Below are 21,721 nucleotides of genomic sequence, written 5' to 3'. Positions count from 1 at the left end.
CGCGCACCGCGGCGGCCGGCCCTGTCACAGCTCTCTGCCAGACTGGCCGTGACCAGCACCGCGGCAGATCCGGAGCAGCAGACCGCCATGAACAGCAGCCCCTTCGACGAGTCCCGGGCCCGCACCCTGCTGGCCGCCGCCTGCGCCGAGGCCGGACTGCCCGCCCCCACCGACGCGCGGCTGCTCGCCCTCGGTGAGAACGCGGTCTTCGCGGTGGACCACCTGGTGGTCAAGGTCGGGCGCGGCCCGGAGCTGCTGGAGCGCGCCGCCCGCGAGCTGCGCATCGCGGGCTGGCTGGCCGAGCAGGGCGTGCCCGCCGTGCGGGCCGCCGCCGGGCTGCCGGACCGGCCGCCGGCCGTCCAGGGGCACCCGGTCACCTTCTGGCAGCGGCTCCCGGCCGCCGTGCGCCCGGCCGAGCCCGCCGACCTGGGCGCGCTGCTGCGTACCGTGCACCGGCTGCCCGCGCCGCCGGTGCCGCTGCCCCGCCGCGACCTGCTCTCCGGCGTCGAGCGCTGGCTGCGGGCGGCCGAGGGGCACATCGACCCGGCCGACGCGGCCTATCTGCGGGCCCGGCGCGACGGCTACGCCGAGGCGGCGGCCGCGCTGGAGCCGCAGCTGCCGCCGGGGCCGATCCACGGCGACGCGCTGCCGCGCAACGTCCACATCGGCCCGGACGGCCCAGTGCTGCTGGATCTGGAGACCTTCTCCGGCGACCTGCGGGAGCACGACCTGGTGGTGCTGGCGCTCAGTCACGACCGGTACGGGGTCTCGGCGCAGGCGTACCGGTCGTTCACCGACGCCTACGGCTGGGACGTCCGGGAGTGGCCCGGCTGCGCGGTGCTGCGCGGCGCCCGGGAGACCGCCAGCGCCGCCTGGGTGGCCCAGCACGCGCCGGGCAATCCCAAGGCGCTGGCGGAGTTCCGCCGCCGGGTGGCCTCGCTGCGCGACGGCGACGCGGCGGTGCGCTGGTATCCGTTCTAGGAGTACCAGCGCACCGCCGGTCCCGGAGGGACTACCGGGGACCGCCCGCCGTCAGGTGGTGGTCCAGACGAAGGTGGCGCTGCCGGTGGCACCGGCCGCGTTCCTGGCCGTCACCGTGACGGTGTAGCCGCCCTTGGCGGTCGCCGCCCCGGAGATGACACCGGCGGAGCTGATCGCCAGCCCCGGCGGCAGCCCGGTGGCGGTGTAGGAGACGCCCGCCTCGGCCGGGGCGAACGTCCAGTCCACCCGGGCGTGCAGCCCGCTGCTCATGCCGTGCGGGTTGGCCACGGTGAGGGTGCCGGCAGCGGCCTCGGCGGACTTGGCCGCCACGGCGTTGCCGCTCAGCGCGGTGGCCACCGACAGGTTGCCGTTGAGCGGCAGGTTGCGGGAGGAGTCACCGACCAGGATCTGGTAGGTGCCGGCCGCCGTGGTCCAGTTGCCCGCCGACTCGTTCCAGTACGCGAGGTCATGGGCCGTGACGGTGAAGGTGACGGTCTGCGACTGACCGGGGTTCAGGCTGACCCGCTGGAAGCCGCGCAGCTGGTGGACCGGCTCGCCGGTGGCGGGCGGGTCGCCCACGTACAGCTGGACGACATCGGTGCCGGCCCGGGAGCCGGTGTTGGTCACGGTCGCGGTGACCGTGGCCGTGCCGCCCGACAGCGCGCCCACCTTGAGGTTGCTGAATCCGTAGCTGGTGTAGGAGAGACCGAAGCCGAACGGGTACAGCGGCTCGATGTTCTGCGCGTCGTACCAGCGGTAGCCGACCTTGAGCCCCTCGGAGTACTGCACCTGCCCGTTGCTGCCGGGCCACTGCGCCGCCGTGTGCGCGGGCACGTCCGCCAGGCTCTTCGGGAAGGTGATCGGCAGCTTGCCGGACGGGTTGACGTCGCCGAAGATCAGCTCCGCCATCGCGGTGCCGATCTGCTGGCCGGAGTAGAAGCCCTCGAAGACCCCGGCCACCTGGTTCAGCCACGGCATCGAGGTGGCGGAGTTGTTGTTGAGCACCACGATGGTGTGCGGGTTGGCCGCGGCCACCGAGGTGATCAGCTGGTTCTGGGTGCCGGGCAGGTCGAGGGTGGTGCTGTCGTGCTCCTCGTTACCGTAGTTGTCGCTGGCGAAGACGATCGCCACGTCCGAGCTGCGGGCCAGGTTGGTGGCCGCGTTGATGTCGGTGCCGTCGTTGTACTGCACGGTGGTGCCGGTGCCCGCCACCCGGTTCTGGATGCCGGTGATCGGCCAGACGGTGCCGGGGCTGGTCACCGTCGCGCTGCCGCCGCCGATGGTCTGCACTCCGGCGCCGCCGTTCCAGCCGAGCACCGCGATGGAGTGGGTGGTGGCGGTGGAGAGCGGCAGGATGCCGTTGTTCTTCAGCAGGACGGTGCCCTCCTCCGCGCCCCGGAGGGCGACCGCGGCGTGCGCGGCGGTGGTGACGGTGGCACCGGTCGAGCCGCTGGGGGCCTTGTCGAAGAGGCCGAAGGCGAAGTACTGCGTGAGCAGCCGCTTGACCATGGTGTCCAGCGTCGCCTGGCTGACCTGGCCGCTGTTGACGGCCTGGGCCAGGAAGTCGGCGTAGAAGTACCCGTTGGGCATCTCCACCGTCAGGCCGGCGTTGGCCGAGTCGGCCGTGGCGTGGGTGCCGCCCCAGTCGCTGGTGACGAACCCGCCGAAACCGGCCTGCTGGTAGAGGGCGGTGTTGAGCAGATACGGGTTCTGGCAGGCGGGGACGTTGTTCACCACGCTGTAGGCGCACATCACGGACGCGGCGGCGCCGTCGCTGACCGCCGCCTTGAAGGCCGGGAAGTAGAGCTCCTGCATGGTGCGGTTGTCCACGATCACGGTGCCGGCCGGGTTCTCGATGTTGTACACGGCCGCGTGCTTCACCTCGGCCATCACACCCTGGCTCTGGATGCCCCGGATGTCGGCGGCGCCCATCACACCGCTGAGGTACGGGTCCTCGCCGAAGGTCTCGAAGGCTCGCCCCCAGCGCGGGTCGCGCACGATGTTGACCGTCGGGCCCAGGGCCACGGCCGCGCCCTTGGCGGCGAACTCGGCGCCGATCGCCGCGCCGTACTGCTGCTCCAGCGCGGGGTCGAAGGTGGCTCCGGAGAGGTTCCCGGAGGGCATCTGGGTCACCCCGCCGAGGCCGTCCCCGACCCCGGCCGGGCCGTCCTGGAGGCCGATGCCGGGGATGCAGAGCGACGGAATGCCGGAGATGTTGCCGATGTAGGGCGAGGCGTTGTTGTTGCCGTGCAGGATGGAGACCTTCTGCGCCAGCGTCATCTGCGCCATGACCTGGGCGACCCGGGTGGCGACCGGCGCGGTGGAGCCGACCCAGGGGCAGTCACCGTTGCCACCGGACGGCGGCGGGCCGGTGGTGCCGCCGCCGGGGGTGAGCACGGTGAACTCCCAGAGCGAGTAGCCGTACTGGGTGGCGCGCTGGGTGCCGTACATCCGCACATAGCGCCCGCTGCCGCTCACCGTCAGCGTCTCGGTGCCGCCCTTGCCGGTGGTGGTGGAGTACACGCTCCGCCAGTCGGTGCCGTTGTCGGACAGCTGGATCTGGTACGCCGTCGCGTACGCGGCCTCCCAGTTGAGCTGGATTCCGCAGACCGACTGGCTGGTGCCCAGGTCGACCCGGACCCACTGCGGGTCGGCGGCGGCCGACGACCAGCGGGTGCCGGGGTTGCCGTCGAAGGCGGCACTGGCCGGGGTGCCGTCGTTCTCGGTGGAGGAGGCGGTCGCGGGCTTGCCCAGCGCGGCGGTGGTGGTGCCGCAGCCGGTCGTCGCGGTGCCGCCGTAGACCTGGAACTCCCAGAGCGAGTAGCCCCACTGGGTGGCGCGCTGGGTGCCGTACATCCGCACATAGCGCCCGCTGCCGCTCACCGTCAGCGTCTCGGTGCCGCCCTTGCCGGTGCTGGTGGAGTACACGCTCCGCCAGTCGGTGCCATTGTCGGACAGCTGGATCTGGTACGCCGTCGCGTACGCGGCCTCCCAGTTCAGCACGACCTGGGTGACCGCCTGGCCGGAGCCCAGGTCGACCTGGATCCACTGCGGGTCGGCGGCGGCCGACGACCAGCGGGTGCCGGGGTCGCCGTCCACCGCCGCCGACGCCGGGAAGCTGTCGTTCTGGGTGGAGGAGACGGTGACGGGGCGGCCCTGGGAGAGCAGCGTCAGGCCGGCGGCGTGCGAGACCCCGGCGGGTACGAAGGACAGACAGGCCGCGGCGACGAGTGCCAGGACCAGCAGCACCGCCGCCTTGCCTGACGGCCGGGCGGGCTTGCCTCTTGCCAGTGAACCGAACGGTGTGGGGCGCATGGTCGTTCCTACCTGTCTCGTGGAGGACAGTCGGGTGGGACCGGCACCGGCACGCCACGGCCTCGGCGGCCCGGCTGCCGAGCGCGCGGCAGGACATGCGGCAGCTCCGGCGTAGACGTTCCTGGGGTCCGCCCGGAGCTCTGAGAGCGCTCTCTGACCGTGGCGATGTTCACTCTTGGACGGTGTACTGTCAAGGCTTTCCGCAATCCGCACCACGCGGCGGCGGCCGACCGGACACCGGTCGGCCCACGAACCGTCAGCGAATCGGCCAACGGGCGTCTATCACCGCCTGCGGGTCCTTCTCCCGGCGCAGCCAGCTCTGGAAGCCCTCGGCCCACACCGCGTGCCAGGTCACCTGACGTGCGTGCAGATCGGCCGGCGGCAGCTCCCCCACCTCGCCGGGGTAGCGCGCGGCCAGGCAGACCGCCACCCGTACGGCGGCCAGCGCGTCGCTGCCGGCCTCATGGGCGTCGGCCAGCTCCACCCCGTACACCCCGCACACGCTCTGCAGGCTGCGCGAGCCCCGCCGGTAGCGGTCCACCGAGCGGTCCACGACCAGCGGGTCCAGCACCGGGCCGACCGGCCGGCCGCCGAGCCGCTGCTCCAGGGTGGGCAGCCGGTGGCGGCGCAGCTCGGCATCGAGCAGGCTGAGGTCGAACGGCGCGTTGAACGCCACCACCGGTATCCCGTCGGCCAGCCGGCGGCAGAGGCCGGCGGCTATCTCGTCCACCGCCTCGGGCGCCGGGCGGCCGTGCGCGACGGCCTGCTCGGTGCTGATCCCATGGATGGCGGCGGCCTCGGCCGGTATCGGCACCCCCGGGTTGACCAGCCAGGACGTGGTACGCACCGGCTCGTCGCCCTTGGTGTCCACCAGCGCGGCGGTAACGATGCGTGATACGTCCGGTTCCGTCCCGGTCGTCTCCAGGTCGAATCCGACCAGCGGCTCGTGCCACCAACTCATCTGCGGCGTCCTCTCGTGCGGCCCCCGTGAGCAACCATCATCGCGTGGCCCTCTGACATTCCGACCACGGGGCCGCCCTCCGGGCGGCCGGCGGGGGTCAGGAGACCGGCCGGGAGTCGGCCCAGACGCCCTCGAACTCCTCGCGGTAGACGTCCAGCAGGCCGGGCTCGGCCGCCGCCTCGGCGGTGCGGTCGGCGCCGCGCAGCACCAGGGCGGGCGACTCCATGCCCCGGGCCCGCCGCAGATACGGCTGGACCACCGCGAGGCTCTGCGGGCGGCCGCCGTCGACCAGGTAGGCGGTGAAGCGGGGAGTCTCGTCGAAGACCCGGATCTCCAGGCCGGCCGGGTCCCGCAGCCGGGCGCGGACCCGGCGCACATGCATGATGTTGGTCTCGACCGCCTTGGCCAGCTCCCCGCGCCCCAGGCCCAGTTCGCGTTCGCGTCTGCGCACCGCGCTGCTGGCCGGATTGAGGAAGAGCAGCCGCATCCGGCAGCCCTCGGCCGCCAGCCGGACCAGCCGCCTGCCGGTGAAGTTCTGGCAGAGCATGCTCAGGCCGATGCCGACGGCGTCCAGTCGGCGCGCCCCGGCGAGCAGCTCCTCCACCGGGAGGTCGCGCTGTAGCCGGACCCGGTCGGAGTGCACCGCGACCACGTCGGCGTAGCGGTCCCCGACCAGCTCCTCGACGATGTCGCCGGGGGTGCCGACCGCCGCGGGGCCGCCGTCCAGCAGGGCGAGCAGCCGGGCCGCCGCCCGCTCCGCCTGGGCCAGCACCGTCTCGGACAGCGCGCGGTTGCGGGAGACCACGTGCCGGGCGACCTCCAGCTCGTCCAGCGCCATCTCCACCTCGCGCCGGTCCGCGAGGTGGGTTTCGAAGCAGGCCCAGTGCTGCACCATCAGCTCGCGCAGCTGAGGCAGCGTCAGGAAGACCACCAGCTGGTCGTCGGCGGGGTCGAGCAGATAGCCCTTGCGGCGGCTGACCTCGCGGACCGCCCCAGCCCGGTGCGCCCACTCCTCGCCGACCGGCCCGGCGGCGGCGGTGACCCAGTCCTCGCCGTGGGCGGGCTCGTAGACCGGGCGCAGCACCTCGGAGACCAGGGAGCGCATCCGCTGCTCGACCAGGTTGAGCCAGACGTAGGCGCGACCGGCCCGGCGCACCCGCTGCCGGGCCTCCTCCCAGGCGGCGGGCTCCCAGACCGGCCCGGCCGGCGGGCTCTGGCCGGGCCGGGGGGCGGCGTGGCCGGCCCCGGCCGCCCTGGTGGCTGCCGTCGGCGCGTCACCCCGCGCCGTAGTACCTCCCGCGACACCCCCGTCGGCGGGCACCACCATGGAGTACCTCACCCTCCCCTGCTGTGCGGACGATCAAGGGTACTTCGCCGCCGTCCCGACCGCACCCGGATCGGCAGCCCGGACTGCGCGGGCGGGCTGCGGGCTGCGGGGCGGGCACGACACGCGGCGGCGGCCGGGCCGCCGGTGCGGGCCGCCGCCGGGTGTTTCGCACGGATAAGACACTCGTTCGGGCGAATGCATGGCGAAAGGGCGTCAGTTCGGGCCGCCGGTCAGCGAGTATGCGATGGGACCGGGTGCCGTCCGACGCGGCCCCGGGCGGTGCGCGGGTCGGTGGCGGCGGTCCGCGGTCGTGTTCGGCGGCTGCGTCCGACGGCACGGGACGGCGGGGGGCGACACATGCCGCCCGGCGCCACCGGGCAGGCGCGCGAGAGCACGGACCGGGCAGCTGTCCGCCGCGGTGACGACTGGAAAGAGGGACGATGCAGGTCTGGCCGGGACATCCGTACCCCCTCGGTGCCACCTACGACGGGGCCGGCACCAACTTCGCGGTCTTCTCCGAGGCCGCCGACCGGATCGAGCTCTGCCTGGTCGGAGACGACGGGTCGGAGACGGCGGTCGAACTGCGGGAGACCGACGCCTTCGTACGGCACGCCTATGTGCCAGGCGTGCAGCCGGGCCAGCGCTACGGCTTCCGCGTCCACGGGCCGTACGAACCGGAGAACGGGCACCGCTGCAACAGCGCCAAGCTGCTGCTCGACCCGTACGCCAAGGCGATGAGCGGCTCCATCGACTGGGACGAGTCGGTCTACGGCTACCACTTCGGCTCCCCGGAGCGGCGCAACGACCTGGACTCCGCCCCGCACACCATGCACTCGGTGGTGATCAACCCCTACTTCGACTGGGGCAACGACCGCCCGCCGCGCACCGACTACCACCGCACGGTGCTGTACGAGGCCCATGTGAAGGGCCTGACCAGGCTGCACCCGGGCATCCCGGAGGAGATCCGGGGCAGCTACGCCGGGATCGCCCACCCGGCGGTGATCGAGCACCTGGTGGACCTGGGGGTGACCGCGATCGAGCTGATGCCGGTCCACCAGTTCGTCCACGACCACCGGCTGGTGGACATGGGGCTGTCCAACTACTGGGGCTACAACACCCTCGGCTTCTTCGCCCCGCACGGCGCGTACTCCTCGCTGGGCGACCGGGGGCCGCAGGTGCAGGAGTTCAAGTCGATGGTCAAGGCGCTGCACGCGGCCGGCATCGAAGTGATCCTGGACGTGGTCTACAACCACACCGCCGAGGGCAACCACCTGGGCCCCACGCTGTCCTTCCGGGGCCTGGACAACGACAACTACTACCGGCTGGCCGAGGACAAGCGCTACTACGAGGACACCACCGGCACCGGCAACAGCCTGCTGATGCGCAGCCCGCACGTGCTCCAGCTGATCATGGATTCGCTGCGCTACTGGGTCACCGAGATGCACGTGGACGGCTTCCGCTTCGACCTGGCCGCCACCCTGGCCCGGCAGTTCCACGAGGTCGACCGGCTGTCGTCCTTCTTCGACCTGGTCCAGCAGGACCCGGTGGTCTCCCAGGTGAAGCTGATCGCGGAGCCGTGGGACGTGGGCGAGGGCGGCTACCAGGTGGGCAACTTCCCGCCGCTGTGGACCGAGTGGAACGGCAAGTACCGCGACACCGTCCGCGACCTGTGGCGCGGGGAGAACGCCACGCTCGCGGAGTTCGGCTCCCGGCTGACCGGCTCCTCCGACCTGTACCAGGACGACGGGCGCCGGCCCATCGCCTCGATCAACTTCGTCACCTGCCACGACGGCTTCACCCTGCGCGACCTGGTCTCGTACAACGACAAGCACAACGACGCCAACGGCGAGGACAACCGGGACGGCGAGAGCTTCAACCGGTCGTGGAACTGCGGCGCCGAGGGCGACAGCCGCGACCCCGGTGTTCGGGAGCTGCGCGCCCGCCAGCAGCGCAACTTCATCGCCACCCTGATGCTCTCCCAGGGCGTGCCGATGATCTCGCACGGCGACGAGCTGGGCCGCACCCAGCACGGCAACAACAACGCCTACTGCCAGGACAGCGAGCTGGCCTGGGTGCACTGGCCGAAGTCCGTGGTCCAAGCGCCGCAGACCACCTCCGGCAGCCGGGCCCCGGCGGCGGACGACCCGGCGGCGCAGCTGCTGGAGTTCACCCGGGCCATGGTCTGGCTCCGCCGGGACCACCCGGTCTTCCGGCGGCGCCGCTTCTTCCACGGCCGTCCGGTCTCCGGCACCCACGACGACCTCTCCGACATCGCCTGGTTCACCCCGGGCGGCGCCGAGATGGCGGACCGGGACTGGAAGGCGTCGTACGCCAAGTCGCTCACCGTCTTCCTCAACGGCTACGCCATCTCCGAGCCGGACCGGCGCGGCGGCAAGATCATCGATGACTCCTTCCTGCTGATGTTCAACGCCCACTACGAGCCGCTGGACTTCGTCGTCCCGGTCAACCACGGCCGCGAGTGGCAGGTGATCGTCGACACCGCCCTGCCCGGCACCATCGCCCCGGGCGCCGGCACCAGGGTGAAGGCCGGCGACCGACTCCGCCTGGCCGACCGCTCCCTGACAGTCCTGCAACGCCCCGCCTGACCGCCTCACACCCGCCCGCACCGAACTCCCCGCGCCCACCCCGTGCCTTCCAGGGGCGCGAGGAACCGCGCCCCCAGCCACCCACCCGCCCCCACCGAAATCCCCCGCCCAACCACGCACCACCCCAGGGGCACGAGGAACCGCGCGAACAACCACCCACCCACCGGAAACCAGCCCACAACGCCCCCCACCGCCCCGACAGAACCCCCGCCCACCCCCTCGCACCACGGAGGAGCACCCACCATCGCCCGACCGACGCCGCCGGGATGTGCATCCGAGCCGCACCGGGTAGGCATGGGCACATGACAGCCGCCGCCCCCGCGCCCGAGCCCGGCCGCCGCCCCACCCCGACCGCCACCTACCGGCTCCAGCTTCAGCCCGGCTTCACCCTCCACGACGCCGCCGCGGCCGTCCCCTACCTCGCCGCACTCGGCGTCTCCCACCTCCACCTCTCCCCCCTGCTGGAGGCCACCCCCGGCTCCACCCACGGCTACGACACCGTGGACCACACCCGGGTCAGCGAGCAGCTGGGCGGTGAGTCGGCCCTGCGCGCCCTGGCCGACCGGGCGCACACCCACGGCCTGCGGCTGATCGCGGACACCGTCCCCAACCACATGGCGCTGCCCGCCCCCGAACACCTCAACCGTCCGCTCTGGCACGTACTGCGCGACGGGCCCGACTCCCCGTACGCCCGCTGGTTCGACGTCGACTGGACCGCCCAGCCCGGCCCGCCCGACGCCCCCCAGCGGGGGCGGGTGCTGCTGCCGCTGCTCGGTGACCGGCTCGGCGCCGTGCTGGACCAGCTCTCCGTCGGCAAGCTCGCCGTCCCGCACCCGGACGCCGACGGCGGCACCGCTGAACCGGTACTGCGCTACCACGACCACACCTTCCCGCTGCGCCCCGGCACCGAGCACCTGCCGCTGCCCGAACTGCTCGACCACCAGTGGTACCGCCTGGCGTGGTGGCGGCTGGCCCGCACCGACCTCAACTACCGCCGCTTCTTCACCGTCAACGACCTGATCGCGGTCCGCACCGAGGACCCCGAGGTCTTCCGCGCCACCCACGGCGTGCTGCTGCGGCTGTACGCGGACGGCGTGCTGGACGGCTTCCGCATCGACCACCCCGACGGGCTCACCGACCCGCGCGGCTATCTGCGGCGGCTCGCGGAGGCGACCGGCGGCGCCTGGACGGTGGTGGAGAAGATCCTCACCGGCGACGAGCGGCTGCCCGCCGACTGGCCGTGCGCCGGCACCACCGGGTACGACGCGCTGCGCCGCATCGACGGCGTACTGACCGACCGCGACGGCGTACGGCGGATCACCCGGGACGCCGCCCCCACCCTCGCCCCGGCAGCCGGCCCGGACCGCCCCACCGACTACCCGCACGCCGCCGCCGACGGCCGCCGCGAGGTCGTCCGCCGCGAGCTGGCCGCCGAGATCGCCCGGTTGGGCCGCACCGCCGCCCGCGCCTGCACCGAGGACCCGGCCGACACCCGGCTGCGCGACCACCCCGACTGGGCCCTCACCGAGGCCGTCGCCCAGCTCGTCGCCGCCCACCCCGTGTACCGGCCGTACGTGGTGCCCGGCGAACCCGCCCCCGCGCAGGCGGCGGCGGTACTGGCCGACCTCGCCGACGCCGCCCCCGCCGCCGGGCCGCCGCTCACCACCCCGGCCGACCCCGACCCGGCGCCCTCCGACGAGCAGCAGCTCGCCGCCGCACTGACCACCGTCCGGGACCTGGCCCTGGGGCGGCTCGGCCGGGGGCCGGCCCGCGACGAGTTCGCCGCCCGGTTCGCCCAGACCTGTTCCGCCGCCGCCGCCAAGGGGCTGGAGGACAAGACCTTCTACCGCTGGTACCCGCTGCTCTCGCTGAACGAGGTCGGCGGCGACCCCGGCCGCCCCGGCACCGACCCGGCGGAGTTCCACGCCTGGTGCGCGCACATCCAGCGGCACTGGCCCACCGGCCTGGCCGTGCTCTCCACCCATGACACCAAGCGCAGCGCCGATGCCCGCGCCCGGCTGACCGTACTGGCCGAGCAGCCCGCCGCCTGGGCCGAGGCACACCGGGGCTGGTCCGAAGCGGCCGCCCGCCACCGCAGCGGCCCGCACCCCGGCGCCGCCGCCGAGTACCTGCTGTGGCAGACCCTGGTCGCCGCCTGGCCGATCGACGCCGATCGGCTGGTCGCTTCGCTGCTGAAGTCGGTACGGGAGGCCGACCGGCAGACCTCGTGGACCGAGCCCGACGCCGACTTCGAACAGGCGTTGGAGCGGTACGCCCGCGCGGTGCTGGCCGATCCCGGGCTCGTCGCCCGGGTCGCCGCGTTCGTCGAGTCCACCGATCCGTACGCGCGCAGCAACACCCTCTCCGCCGCCCTGCTGCACCTCACCGTCCCCGGCGTGCCCGACGTCTACCAGGGCAGCGAGGAACCGCTGCGCACCCTGGTCGACCCCGACAACCGCCACCCCGTCGACCTCGCCGCCCTGGCCGACCGGCTCGCCGCCCTCGACGGCGGCGCCGCGCCGCACGGCCTGGCCGCCGAGAAGCTGCACCTCACCGCCACCGCCCTGCGGCTGCGCCGCGACCGCCCGCACTCCTTCGGACCCGCCGCCGCCCACACCCCGCTGGCCGCCACCGGCGCCGCCGCGCACCACCTGCTCGCCTACCGCAGGGGCGACGACGTACTCGCCGCCACCACCCGCCTCCCGTACGCCCTGCACCACCACGGCGGCTGGTCGGACACCGTCCTACCGCTGCCCCCCACCCCCTCCGGCACCTGGACCGACCTCCTCACCGCCCGTGCTTTCCCCCCCGGCCCCCTCCCCGTCACCGACCTCCTCACCCACCTCCCCATCGCCCTCCTCACCTCCTGAGCCCCACCCACCCCGACAAACCCAACCCAACAACACCCCCCACCCACCCAGGGGCGCGAGGAACCGCGCGAACAACCCCCACCCACCTCCAGCAAACCCACCCATCAGCACCACCCACCCCCAGCACCCCCACCCACTCACTCACCCAGTGCGCAAACCCCCCAAGAACCGCCCCCACTCCCCGACCCCCACCGCCCCCACCCAGACCCACCGCCCCCACCCAAGGAGCCCGAGGAGCCCACATGCCCGCCCCCGCCACCCCCCGCACCTTCCGTCTCTGGGCCCCCGCCGCCCAGCAGGTCGAGGTAGAGGTCGACGGCGTACGCCACCCCATGGACCGGCGCCCCGACCACCCCGGCTGGTGGCAGGCCACCGCCCCCGCCGACCCGGGCGGCTCCGACTACGCCTTCCGACTGGACGGCGGCGAACCCCTGCCCGACCCCCGCTCCGCCCGCCAGCCGCACGGCCCCGACGGCCCGAGCCGCCTGGTCGACCACGCCGCCTTCCGCTGGTCCGACACCCCCTGGCGGGGCCGCGCCCTGCCCGGCAGCGTGCTGTACGAGCTGCACATCGGCACCTTTACCGAGACCGGCACCTTCGACGCCGCCGCCGACCGGCTGGACCATCTGGTCGACCTCGGCGTGGACCTGGTCGAGCTGATGCCGGTCTGCCCCTTCCCCGGCCGCCACGGCTGGGGCTACGACGGCGTCGGCCTGTGGGCGGTGCACGAGCCGTACGGCGGGCCCGACGGCCTCAAGCGGTTCGTGGACGCCGCCCACCGCAGGGGCCTGGGCGTGGTGCTGGACGTGGTGCACAACCACCTCGGCCCGGCCGGCAACTACCTGCCCCGCTTCGGCCCGTACTTCACCGACCGCCACCACACCCCCTGGGGCTCGGCGGTCAATCTGGACGCGCCCGGCTCCGACGAGGTCCGCCGCTACCTGCTCGGCAGCGCCCTCGCCTGGCTGCGCGACTACCGGCTGGACGGCCTGCGGCTGGACGCCGTGCACGCCCTGGCGGACGACCGCGCCACCCCGTTCCTGGAGGAGCTGTCCCGCGAGGTGGACCGGCTGGCCGCCGCCACCGGCCGGCCGCTCTTCCTGATCGCGGAGTCCGACCTCAACGACCCCCGCACCACCACCTCCCGGGACGCGGGCGGCCTCGGCCTGACCGCCCAGTGGAGCGACGACTTCCACCACGCGCTGCACGCCGCGCTCACCGGTGAGTCCCAGGGCTACTACGCCGACTTCGCCGGCCGTCCCACCGGCCCGCCCGACGCGGTGGCCGCCCTCCCCAGCGGGCCGCTCGGGGCGCTCGCCAAGGCCCTCACCCGGGGCTGGCTGCACGACGGCACCTGGTCCTCCTTCCGCCAGCGCACCCACGGCCGCCCGCTGGACCGGCACCGCACCCCGGGCCACCGGCTGCTCGGCTACCTCCAGACCCACGACCAGGTCGGCAACCGGGCGCTGGGCGACCGGATCTCCGCCGCCACCGCCCCCGGCCTGCTGGCCGCCGGTGCCGCCCTGGTGCTGACCTCCCCCTTCACCCCGATGCTGTTCATGGGCGAGGAGTGGGGCGCCACCACGCCCTGGCAGTACTTCACCGACCACACCGACCCCGAGTTGGCCGAGGCGGTGCGGCGCGGCCGCCGCCGGGAGTTCGCCGAGCACGGCTGGCAGGGCGACGAGATCCCCGACCCGCAGTCCCCGGCGACCGTGCGGGCCTCCACCCTCGACTGGACCGAGCCCGGCCGCGAGCCGCACGCCCGGCTGCTCGGCTGGTACCGCGACCTGCTGCGACTGCGCCGCACCCACCCGGCCCTGACCGACCCCGACCTGTCCGCCGTGCGGGTGGCGTACGACGAGGACGAACGCTGGCTGGTGGTCCACCGGGGCCCCTACCGGGTCGCCGCCAACCTGTCGGCCGTCCCCCGCTCGGTCCCGCTGGGCGCCGGGTACGCCGCCACCCTGGCCGCCTTCGACAGCCCGGGAGTGCCGGACCCGGCCGGGCCCGCCGACCGGCTGCCGCTTCCCCCCGCCTCGGTCGCGCTGGTCCGTACCGCCGGATGACGCCGCCGGATGATACCCGTCGGCCCGAAACCTCCCGCCATCAGCACTGATTGACGAACCGTCGGCAGCGGGCGCCGGAACGCGGTCGTATGCTGCTCCCCGTACCGCGAATCAGCGTTGATCAGGTCGGGGAGAAGCGATGACCCAGAGCAGGCAGTGGATGCGCGCCGGCGAGGACGATGTACGTCCCCCCACCGATCTGCGGACCGACATCCCGCACCCGGCGCGGATGTACGACTACTTCATCGGCGGCAAGGACAACTTCGCCGCCGACCGGGAGGCGGCCGAGCAGGCGCTCGCCATCAGCCCGGAGTTCCGCACCGGCGCGCTGGCCAACCGGGGCTTCCTCCAGCGTGCGGTTCGGCATGTGGCCGGGCAGGGCGTCCGGCAGTTCCTGGACATCGGCACCGGCATCCCCACGGCGGGCAGCACCCACCAGATCGCGGGCGAGGTGACCTCCGACGTCCGGGTCGCCTACCTGGACAACGACCCCATCGTGCTGGTGCACGGCCGCGCCCTGCTGGAGGGCGCCGGCCAGGGCACCGCCACGGTGATCCACGCCGATCTGCGCGAACCGGCGGCGATCCTGGCGAACCCGGAGGTCCGCGAGGTCCTGGACTTCGACCAGCCGATCGCCCTGATGCTGGTGGCCATCCTGCACTTCCTGAAGGACGACGAGGACCCGATCGGCATCGTGCGGCAGCTGGTGGACGCGCTGCCCGCCGGCAGCCGCCTGGTGCTCTCGCACGCCACCGGCGACTTCGCCACCCGCGAGCAGGTCGAGCGGGCCCGGACGCTGTACTCGGGCTCCGCCGCCGCGCTCACCCCGCGCAGCCGGGAGCAGGTCACGACCTTCTTCGAGGGGCTGGAGCTGGAGGAGCCGGGCCTGGTCACCGCCCCGCTGTGGCGCCCCGACGCGCCGGCGCAGCCCGGCGACGACCGCGCCCCGGCCTGGGCCGGGGTCGGCGTCAAGCGCTGAGCCCCACGCTCCGGGGCCGGGTTTCAGCCGTCGGCGACGGCCGCCGCCCGGACCCGGAGCTGCTGCCACACCTCGCGGACCTGCGGGTCGAGGGCGGCCAGCGGCCCGCCGTTGTCGATCACGATGTCCGCGACCGCCAGCCGCTCCGCCCGCCCGGCCTGGGCCGCCATCCGGTCTCGGGCCTCGTCCGGCGCCATCCCGCGCAGCCGGACCAGCCGGTCCAGCCGGACGTCATCGGCCGCGTCCACCACGATCACCAGGTCGTACAGCGGCGCCAGGCCGTTCTCCGCCAGCAGCGGTACGTCCTGGACGACCACGTCGTCCGGCCCGGCCGCGCCCTCCAGCTCGGCCGACCGCTCCCGGACCAGCGGATGCACGATGGCGTTGAGCGCGGCCAGTCGCTCCGGGTCCGCGAAGACGATCCGGCCGAGCGCGGGCCGGTCCAGCGCGCCGTCCGGCCGCAGCACGCCCGTACCGAACTCCGCGACCACCGCCGCCAGGCCGGGCATGCCCGGTTCGACGACCTCGCGGGCGATCAGGTCCGCGTCCACGATGACCGCCCCGCACGCGGCGAGCCGCCGGGACACCTCGCTCTTGCCGGCCCCGATGCCGCCGGTCAGCCCCACTCTCAGCATCCGGCCAGGCTACCGGCCGGGCGGCGCGGCCCGTCGGGCGCCGCCTCGGATACCGCCTCGGATACGCGGCAAGGCCCCCGACCGGAGATCCGGTCGGGGGCCTTGCCGTACTGCGGGTCCTACAGGTCGATCAGCTCAGGCGGTCGGCCTAGGCGATCGGGCGATCAGCTCTGGCCACCGGCCAGCTTCTCGCGCAGCGCGGCGAGCGCCTCGTCCGAAGCGAGAGCGCCGGAGCCCTCGTCGCTGCTGGAGGAGTACGAGCCACCGGCGGCCGCGGCCACCGCGTCGCCGCCCTCGGCCGCAGCCTCGGCGTCGGCCTCGCGGCTCTTGATGACCTGGGCCTGGTGCTGCTCGAAGCGGGACTGCGCCTCGGCGTACTGGCGCTCCCACTCCTCCCGCTGCTTCTCGTAGCCGGGCAGCCAGTCGTTGGCCTCCGGGTCGAAGCCCTCGGGGTAGATGTAGTTGCCCTGGTCGTCGTAGGACGCGGCCATGCCGTACAGGGTCGGGTCGAACTCGACCGACGCCGGGTCGGTGCCGAACGCCTCGTTGGCCTGCTTCAGCGAGAGGCTGATGCGGCGGCGCTCAAGGTCGATGTCGATGACCTTGACGAAGATCTCGTCGCCGACCTGGACGACCTGCTCCGGGATCTCCACGTGGCGCTCGGCCAGCTCGGAGATGTGGACCAGACCCTCGATGCCCTCGTCCACCCGGACGAACGCACCGAACGGAACCAGCTTGGTGACCTTGCCGGGGACGACCTGGCCGATCTGGTGCGTCCGGGCGAACTGCTGCCACGGGTCCTCCTGGGTCGCCTTCAGCGACAGGGAGACGCGCTCGCGGTCCATGTCAACGTCGAGAACCTCGACGGTGACCTCCTGGCCGACCTCGACAACCTCGGACGGGTGGTCGATGTGCTTCCAGGACAGCTCGGAGACGTGCACCAGGCCGTCGACGCCACCCAGGTCCACGAAGGCACCGAAGTTGACGATCGAGGAGACGACGCCGGAGCGCACCTGGCCCTTCTGCAGGGTGGTGAGGAAGGTCTGACGGACCTCGCTCTGGGTCTGCTCCAGCCAGGCACGGCGGGACAGGACCACGTTGTTGCGGTTCTTGTCCAGCTCGATGATCTTGGCCTCGAGCTCCTTGCCCACGTAGGGCTGGAGGTCGCGGACGCGGCGCATCTCGACCAGGGACGCGGGGAGGAAGCCGCGGAGGCCGATGTCGAGGATGAGACCACCCTTGACGACCTCGATGACGGTACCGGTGACGATCCCGTCCTCTTCCTTGATCTTCTCGATGGTGCCCCAGGCGCGCTCGTACTGCGCCCGCTTCTTCGAGAGGATCAGGCGGCCCTCCTTGTCCTCCTTCTGGAGAACAAGGGCCTCGATGTTGTCGCCGACGGCGACGACCTCGTGCGGGTCGACGTCGTGCTTGATCGACAGCTCGCGGGAGGGGATGACACCTTCGGTCTTGTAACCGATGTCGAGCAGGACCTCGTCCCGGTCGACCTTCACGATGACGCCGTCGACGATGTCGCCGTCGTTGAAGTACTTGATCGTCTCGTCGATCGCGGCGAGGAAGTCTTCCTCGGAACCGATGTCGTTGACCGCCACCTGCGGGGTGGTGCGGGAAGAGTCGGTGCTGCTCGTCATTAGGAAAAGGGCTCCGGTACGGACATGAAGTCGTAGGTACTGCCACGCGGAGGGCCCGTATCGCTCCTACCGAGGGCCGGACAGCCAGGAACCCGGCGTACCGGGCCTCCCAGTCAGACGGGGAGAACGGCACCCCGCTTGTGACCGTGGGGTCTTCGACAGATGCGAGCGCGACCTGCTCCGTCCGAGGCGCGCAGGCCCGCAGCGCAACTTGTAGCATACGGGGACAGCCAGGCACGGTCAACGCCGGAGGGCGCAGGCTGGCCGAGGCCGGGATGGATCAGGCCATATCCTCCGTCTGCCGCACCTCGCGCACCACTCGTGCGCGGAGGCGGCAGCCACAGGGGCCCGCTCCCCGGATGCCGCAGCCGACCTGCTCGCGAACGAGCCTGGCCGGACGAGCGGCGCTTTCCGCACCGCCAACCCTACGCGATGGGCAGGATGACGCAGCCGACCACCCCCTCAGAGAAGCCGTTCGAGGCAGATTTCGCCCGTGAGGGCGACACCGGCGACGGCGGTGACGCCGTCCGCCGCCGGGCCGGCAGCGGCGAGAGCAGCCGCGCCAGCCGCCACTGGTGGGACCGCAACGCCGACGAGTACCAGGACGAGCACGGCGCCTTCCTCGGCGACGACCGCTTCGTCTGGGGCCCGGAGGGCCTCGACGAGGCCGACGCCCGGCTGCTCGGCGACCCCGCCGGGCTGGCGGGGCGCCGGGTGCTGGAGATCGGCGCCGGCGCCGCCCAGTGCTCGCGCTGGCTGGCCGGCCGGGGCGCCCGGCCGGTCGCGCTGGACATCTCCTTCCGCCAGCTCCAGCACTCCCGCCGGATCGACGACGGGCGCGGCGCCCCGCCGATCCCGGTGGTGCAGGCCGACGCCGCCGTGCTGCCCTTCGCCGACGGCTCCTTCCACCTGGCCTGCTCCGCGTACGGGGCGGTGCCGTTCAGCGCCGACACCGCCCGGCTGATGCGCGAGGTGCACCGGGTGCTGCGGCCCGGCGGCCGCTGGGTCTTCTCGGTCACCCACCCGATCCGCTGGGCCTTCCCCGACGAGCCGGGGCCCGAGGGGCTGACCGCGATCAGCTCGTACTTCGACCGGCGCCCGTACGTCGAGCAGGACGACCGGGGCCGCGCCGTCTACGTCGAGCACCATCGCACCCTGGGCGACCGGGTCCGGGAACTGGTCGCGGCCGGCTTCCGGCTGCTGGACCTGGTCGAACCCGAGTGGCCGGACCGGCTGGACCAGGAGTGGGGCGGCTGGAGCCCTCTGCGCGGCCGACTGCTGCCGGGGACGGCGATCTTCGTCTCGACCCGCGAGTAGCCCCTGCGGGGCCGGGAGTCGGCGCCTTCCCACCAAGGGCTCGGGCGGCCGCTGTTTCGAGCCGCTACGAAAGTGCATGGCCCCTCGCGCGGTTCCTCGCGCCCCTGGACCGCCCCCGGCCGCCCAGGGGCGCGAGGAACCGCCCGACCGGCCACCCGACGGGACCCCTGAGCCCGCGCCCACCCCGTCCGGGAGACTGGCCCGTATGTCCACCGACCACCGCCCGCCGTCCAAGGCGCCCCTGTGGGCCGCCCTGCCCGTGCGGGAGGCCGTGCCCGCCCTGCACGCCGCCCTCCAGGAGCGCGGCACGGCCGTGCTCTCCGCGCCGCCCGGCACCGGCAAGACCACCCTGGTCCCGCTCGCCCTGGCCGGCCTGGTGCCGGAACTGCCGCCCACCGGCCCCGCCCCGGCCGACCGCCCCCGGCGGGTCGTCGTCGCCGAGCCCCGGCGGCTCGCCGTACGGGCCGCCGCCCGCCGGATGGCGTGGCTGCTCGGTGAGAAGCCCGGCGACACCGTGGGCTTCAGCGTGCGCGGCGAGCGCCGGGCCGGCCCCAGGACGGTGGTGGAAGTCGTCACCACCGGCGTGCTGCTCCAGCGGCTGCAACGCGACCCGGAACTGCCCGGCGTCGACGCCGTACTGCTCGACGAGTGCCATGAACGCCACCTCGACGCGGACACCGCCCTGGCGTTCCTGCTGGACGTCCGGGCCGCCCTCCGGCCGGACCTGCGGCTGGTCGCCGCCTCCGCCACCAGCGACACCGCCGCCTGGGCGCGGCTGCTCGGCGGCGGCGAGGACCCGGCCCCGGTGGTCGAGGCGCACGGCACCTCCCATGACGTGGCAGTCGTCTGGGCGCCGCCGCCCCGGCCGGTGGACCCGCCGCAGGGCACCCGGGTGGACCCGGCGCTGCTGGCGCACGTGGCCGCCACCGTCCGCCGGGCGCTGGCCGCGCACGACGGCGATGTGCTGTGCTTCCTGCCCGGCGCGGGCGAGATCGCCCGGGTGGCGGGGCTGCTGGCCGACCTCGACGGTACGGATGTGCTGCCCGTCCACGGCCGGGCGCCGCAGGCCGTACAGGACGCGGTGCTCGCGCCCGGGGAGCGGCGGCGGGTGGTGCTGGCCACCTCGGTGGCGGAGTCCAGCCTCACCGTGCCCGGCGTGCGGGTGGTGGTCGACTGCGGACTGGCCCGCGAGCCCCGCACCGACCATGCGCGCGGGCTGAGCACCCTGGTCACCGTACGGGCCTCGCTGGCCGCCGCCCGGCAGCGGGCCGGTCGGGCCGGACGTGAGGCACCCGGCACGGTCTACCGCTGCTGGCAGCAGGCGGAGGACGCCCGGACCGCCCCCTGGCCCGCGCCGGAGATCGCCCTGGCCGATCTGACCTCGTTCGCCCTGCAGGCCGCCTGCTGGGGCGACCCGGACGCGTCCGGTCTGGCGCTGCTCGACCCGCCGCCGGGCGGTGCGCTGGCCGCCGCCCGGGAGGCGCTGGGCGCGGTGGGGGCCGTCGACCGGACGGGCAGGGTCACCGGGCGCGGCCGGGCGATGGCGGCGGTGGGCGTGCACCCCCGGCTGGCCAGGGCACTGCTGGACGGCGCCGAGCAGGTCGGGGCGCGGCGGGCGGCCGAGGTGGTGGCGCTGCTCTCGGAGGAGCCGCCGCGCGGCCTGGGCGACGACCTGGCCGCGATCCGGCGGGCCGCGCAGGCGGGCGGCGGCGGGCATCCCGGCTGGGCGGCCCGCTGGCGTGACGAGGTGCGCCGGCTGCTGCGGGGTCTGGACGGCGCTGGTCTGGACGGTGCCGGTGCGGGCGGCTCCGGTGCGGGCGGTGGGCGGGCGGAGCTGTACGACGCGGCGGCGGTGGGCCTGGTGGTGGCGTTGGCGTTTCCCGAGCGGGTGGCCCGGCTGCGCGGTGACCGGCCGGAGCCGGGCGTGGTACGCGTCCCGTACCTGATGGCCTCCGGTACCGCCGCCGAGGTGTCCGGCGGCTCCGGGCTGGCGGGCGAGCCGTGGTTGGCGGTGGCGGTGGCGGACCGGCCGGCCGGTTCGCCCTCCGCGCGGGTGCTGCGGGCGGCGGCCATCACCGAGGAGTGCGCCGGGCGGGCCGCCGCGCCGCTGCGGACCGTCCGGGAGGAGGTGCGCTGGGCGGTGCCGGACGGCAGCAGGCGCGGGGATGTCGCGGCCCGCCGGGTGGAGGCGCTGGGCGCGGTGGAGTTGGCCTCGGTGCCGCTGCGGGCGCCCGAACCCCGGCTGGTGCGGGCGGCACTGCTGGAGGGGCTGGCCCGCGAGGGGGTGTCGGCGCTGCTGACCTGGGGTGACGCGGCGGTGGCGCTGCGGGGGCGGCTGGCCTTCCTGTACGGGGTGCTGGGCGAGCCGTGGCCGGACGTCTCGGACGGCGCCCTGCTGGAGCGGGCCGAGGAGTGGCTGGGGCCCGAACTGGACTCCGCCCGGCGCCGGGCCGACCTGGAGCGGATCGGCACGGCGGACGCGCTGCGGCGGCTGCTGCCCTGGTCCGGCGGCGAGGCCCGGCAGTTGGACGTGCTCGCCCCGGAGCGGATCGAGGTGCCGAGCGGGTCCCGGGTCAGGGTCGACTACTCCGGCGACCGGCCGGTGCTGGCGGTGAAGCTCCAGGAGCTGTTCGGCTGGGACGCCGCCCCCGCGCTGGCGGGCGGCCGGGTACCGCTCACCGTGCATCTGCTCTCCCCGGCCGGACGGCCCGCCGCCGTCACCGGCGACCTGGCCTCCTTCTGGCGGGAGGGCTACCGGGCGGTCCGCGCCGAACTGCGCGGCCGCTACCCCCGCCACCCCTGGCCGGAGGACCCGGCCACCGCCACCCCGACCCGCCGCCTCAAGCCCCGCCGCTGACCCGCCACCGGCACTCACCCGTACGGAGCCACCGCCACCAAGCGAACCGCCGCCCGCCCGAAGCACACCACCCGCACAGGCCCGGCCGCCGGGAAACCAGGCCACCGCCGCCCAGACAGGCCCACTCACCCGCACAGGAGCCACCGCCACCA

General features: G+C 74.2%; 12 protein-coding genes. 7 read left to right on the top strand and 5 right to left on the bottom strand.

What is annotated here, in order from left to right:
- The first annotated feature begins 87 nt into the window (after positions 1 to 87).
- Entirely contained in the window at positions 88 to 981 is an 894-nt protein-coding gene (locus ACIQGZ_RS12055) for a phosphotransferase enzyme family protein (protein WP_402601467.1), read from the top strand.
- 51 nt (positions 982 to 1,032) lie between these two features.
- On the opposite strand, the gene ACIQGZ_RS12050 is transcribed toward ACIQGZ_RS12055, so the two are convergent.
- The 3 genes from ACIQGZ_RS12050 to ACIQGZ_RS12040 all read right to left on the bottom strand — a co-directional run bounded on the left by ACIQGZ_RS12050 (position 1,033) and on the right by ACIQGZ_RS12040 (position 6,584).
- Positions 1,033 to 4,296, bottom strand: coding sequence for a discoidin domain-containing protein (locus tag ACIQGZ_RS12050; RefSeq protein WP_402601162.1), 3,264 nt, complete (start codon positions 4,294 to 4,296; stop codon positions 1,033 to 1,035).
- Positions 4,297 to 4,552: 256 nt separating this feature from the next.
- Positions 4,553 to 5,257, bottom strand: coding sequence for a 3'-5' exonuclease (locus tag ACIQGZ_RS12045; RefSeq protein ID WP_402601160.1), 705 nt, complete (start codon positions 5,255 to 5,257; stop codon positions 4,553 to 4,555).
- Positions 5,258 to 5,354: 97 nt separating this feature from the next.
- Positions 5,355 to 6,584 carry an SAV2148 family HEPN domain-containing protein gene (locus ACIQGZ_RS12040; RefSeq protein ID WP_402601466.1) on the bottom strand — a complete coding sequence of 410 codons (1,230 nt, stop codon included), beginning with the start codon at positions 6,582 to 6,584 and terminating at the stop codon, positions 5,355 to 5,357.
- A gap of 440 nt (positions 6,585 to 7,024) precedes the next feature.
- Here ACIQGZ_RS12040 and glgX point away from each other — a divergent pair, with 440 nt between their 5' ends.
- The 4 genes from glgX to ACIQGZ_RS12020 all read left to right on the top strand — a co-directional run bounded on the left by glgX (position 7,025) and on the right by ACIQGZ_RS12020 (position 15,108).
- Positions 7,025 to 9,190, top strand: coding sequence for a glycogen debranching protein GlgX (glgX, locus tag ACIQGZ_RS12035; protein WP_402601158.1), 2,166 nt, complete (start codon positions 7,025 to 7,027; stop codon positions 9,188 to 9,190).
- Between the two features lie 302 nt (positions 9,191 to 9,492).
- Complete coding sequence (gene treY, locus ACIQGZ_RS12030; protein WP_402601156.1) at positions 9,493 to 12,060, top strand: malto-oligosyltrehalose synthase; 2,568 nt, start codon at positions 9,493 to 9,495, stop codon at positions 12,058 to 12,060.
- Between the two features lie 242 nt (positions 12,061 to 12,302).
- Entirely contained in the window at positions 12,303 to 14,129 is a 1,827-nt protein-coding gene (gene treZ, locus ACIQGZ_RS12025; protein ID WP_402601155.1) for a malto-oligosyltrehalose trehalohydrolase, read from the top strand.
- Between the two features lie 139 nt (positions 14,130 to 14,268).
- The gene (locus tag ACIQGZ_RS12020; protein WP_402601154.1) at positions 14,269 to 15,108 is read left to right on the top strand and encodes an SAM-dependent methyltransferase; all 840 of its coding nucleotides are present in this window, start codon (positions 14,269 to 14,271) and stop codon (positions 15,106 to 15,108) included.
- A 23-nt stretch (positions 15,109 to 15,131) separates the two neighbouring features.
- On the opposite strand, the gene coaE is transcribed toward ACIQGZ_RS12020, so the two are convergent.
- A complete protein-coding gene (coaE, locus tag ACIQGZ_RS12015; protein ID WP_402601153.1) occupies positions 15,132 to 15,743 on the bottom strand; it encodes a dephospho-CoA kinase in 612 nt (203 codons plus the stop codon).
- A gap of 164 nt (positions 15,744 to 15,907) precedes the next feature.
- Entirely contained in the window at positions 15,908 to 17,395 is a 1,488-nt protein-coding gene (gene rpsA / locus ACIQGZ_RS12010; RefSeq protein ID WP_402601151.1) for a 30S ribosomal protein S1, read from the bottom strand.
- Positions 17,396 to 17,836: 441 nt separating this feature from the next.
- Here rpsA and ACIQGZ_RS12005 point away from each other — a divergent pair, with 441 nt between their 5' ends.
- Together ACIQGZ_RS12005 and hrpB are read left to right on the top strand one after the other, a co-directional pair.
- On the top strand, positions 17,837 to 18,712 hold the full coding sequence (locus tag ACIQGZ_RS12005) for a class I SAM-dependent methyltransferase (protein WP_402601150.1): 876 nt from the start codon (positions 17,837 to 17,839) through the stop codon (positions 18,710 to 18,712).
- Positions 18,713 to 18,917: 205 nt separating this feature from the next.
- Positions 18,918 to 21,569, top strand: a complete 2,652-nt coding sequence (gene hrpB, locus ACIQGZ_RS12000) for an ATP-dependent helicase HrpB (protein WP_402601149.1) — start codon at positions 18,918 to 18,920, stop codon at positions 21,567 to 21,569.
- Positions 21,570 to 21,721 lie beyond the last annotated feature (152 nt).

Origin of the sequence: Streptomyces sp. NPDC092296 (assembly GCF_044755465.1) — a bacterium.
Taxonomy (GTDB): Bacteria; Actinomycetota; Actinomycetes; order Streptomycetales; family Streptomycetaceae; genus Peterkaempfera.
Note: the sequence above shows the minus strand (reverse complement) of the source record. Positions and strands in the feature narration are given on the sequence as shown.

Coding starts and splice junctions, on each gene's coding strand:
- treZ (WP_402601155.1), top strand. CDS start 12,303: ATGCCCGCCCCCGCCACCCCCCGCACCTTCCGTCTCTGGGCCCCCGCC.
- ACIQGZ_RS12045 (WP_402601160.1), bottom strand. CDS start 5,257: ATGAGTTGGTGGCACGAGCCGCTGGTCGGATTCGACCTGGAGACGACC.
- ACIQGZ_RS12050 (WP_402601162.1), bottom strand. CDS start 4,296: ATGCGCCCCACACCGTTCGGTTCACTGGCAAGAGGCAAGCCCGCCCGG.
- ACIQGZ_RS12055 (WP_402601467.1), top strand. CDS start 88: ATGAACAGCAGCCCCTTCGACGAGTCCCGGGCCCGCACCCTGCTGGCC.
- hrpB (WP_402601149.1), top strand. CDS start 18,918: ATGTCCACCGACCACCGCCCGCCGTCCAAGGCGCCCCTGTGGGCCGCC.
- ACIQGZ_RS12020 (WP_402601154.1), top strand. CDS start 14,269: ATGACCCAGAGCAGGCAGTGGATGCGCGCCGGCGAGGACGATGTACGT.
- rpsA (WP_402601151.1), bottom strand. CDS start 17,395: ATGACGAGCAGCACCGACTCTTCCCGCACCACCCCGCAGGTGGCGGTC.
- ACIQGZ_RS12005 (WP_402601150.1), top strand. CDS start 17,837: ATGACGCAGCCGACCACCCCCTCAGAGAAGCCGTTCGAGGCAGATTTC.
- ACIQGZ_RS12040 (WP_402601466.1), bottom strand. CDS start 6,584: ATGGTGGTGCCCGCCGACGGGGGTGTCGCGGGAGGTACTACGGCGCGG.
- treY (WP_402601156.1), top strand. CDS start 9,493: ATGACAGCCGCCGCCCCCGCGCCCGAGCCCGGCCGCCGCCCCACCCCG.
- glgX (WP_402601158.1), top strand. CDS start 7,025: ATGCAGGTCTGGCCGGGACATCCGTACCCCCTCGGTGCCACCTACGAC.
- coaE (WP_402601153.1), bottom strand. CDS start 15,743: ATGCTGAGAGTGGGGCTGACCGGCGGCATCGGGGCCGGCAAGAGCGAG.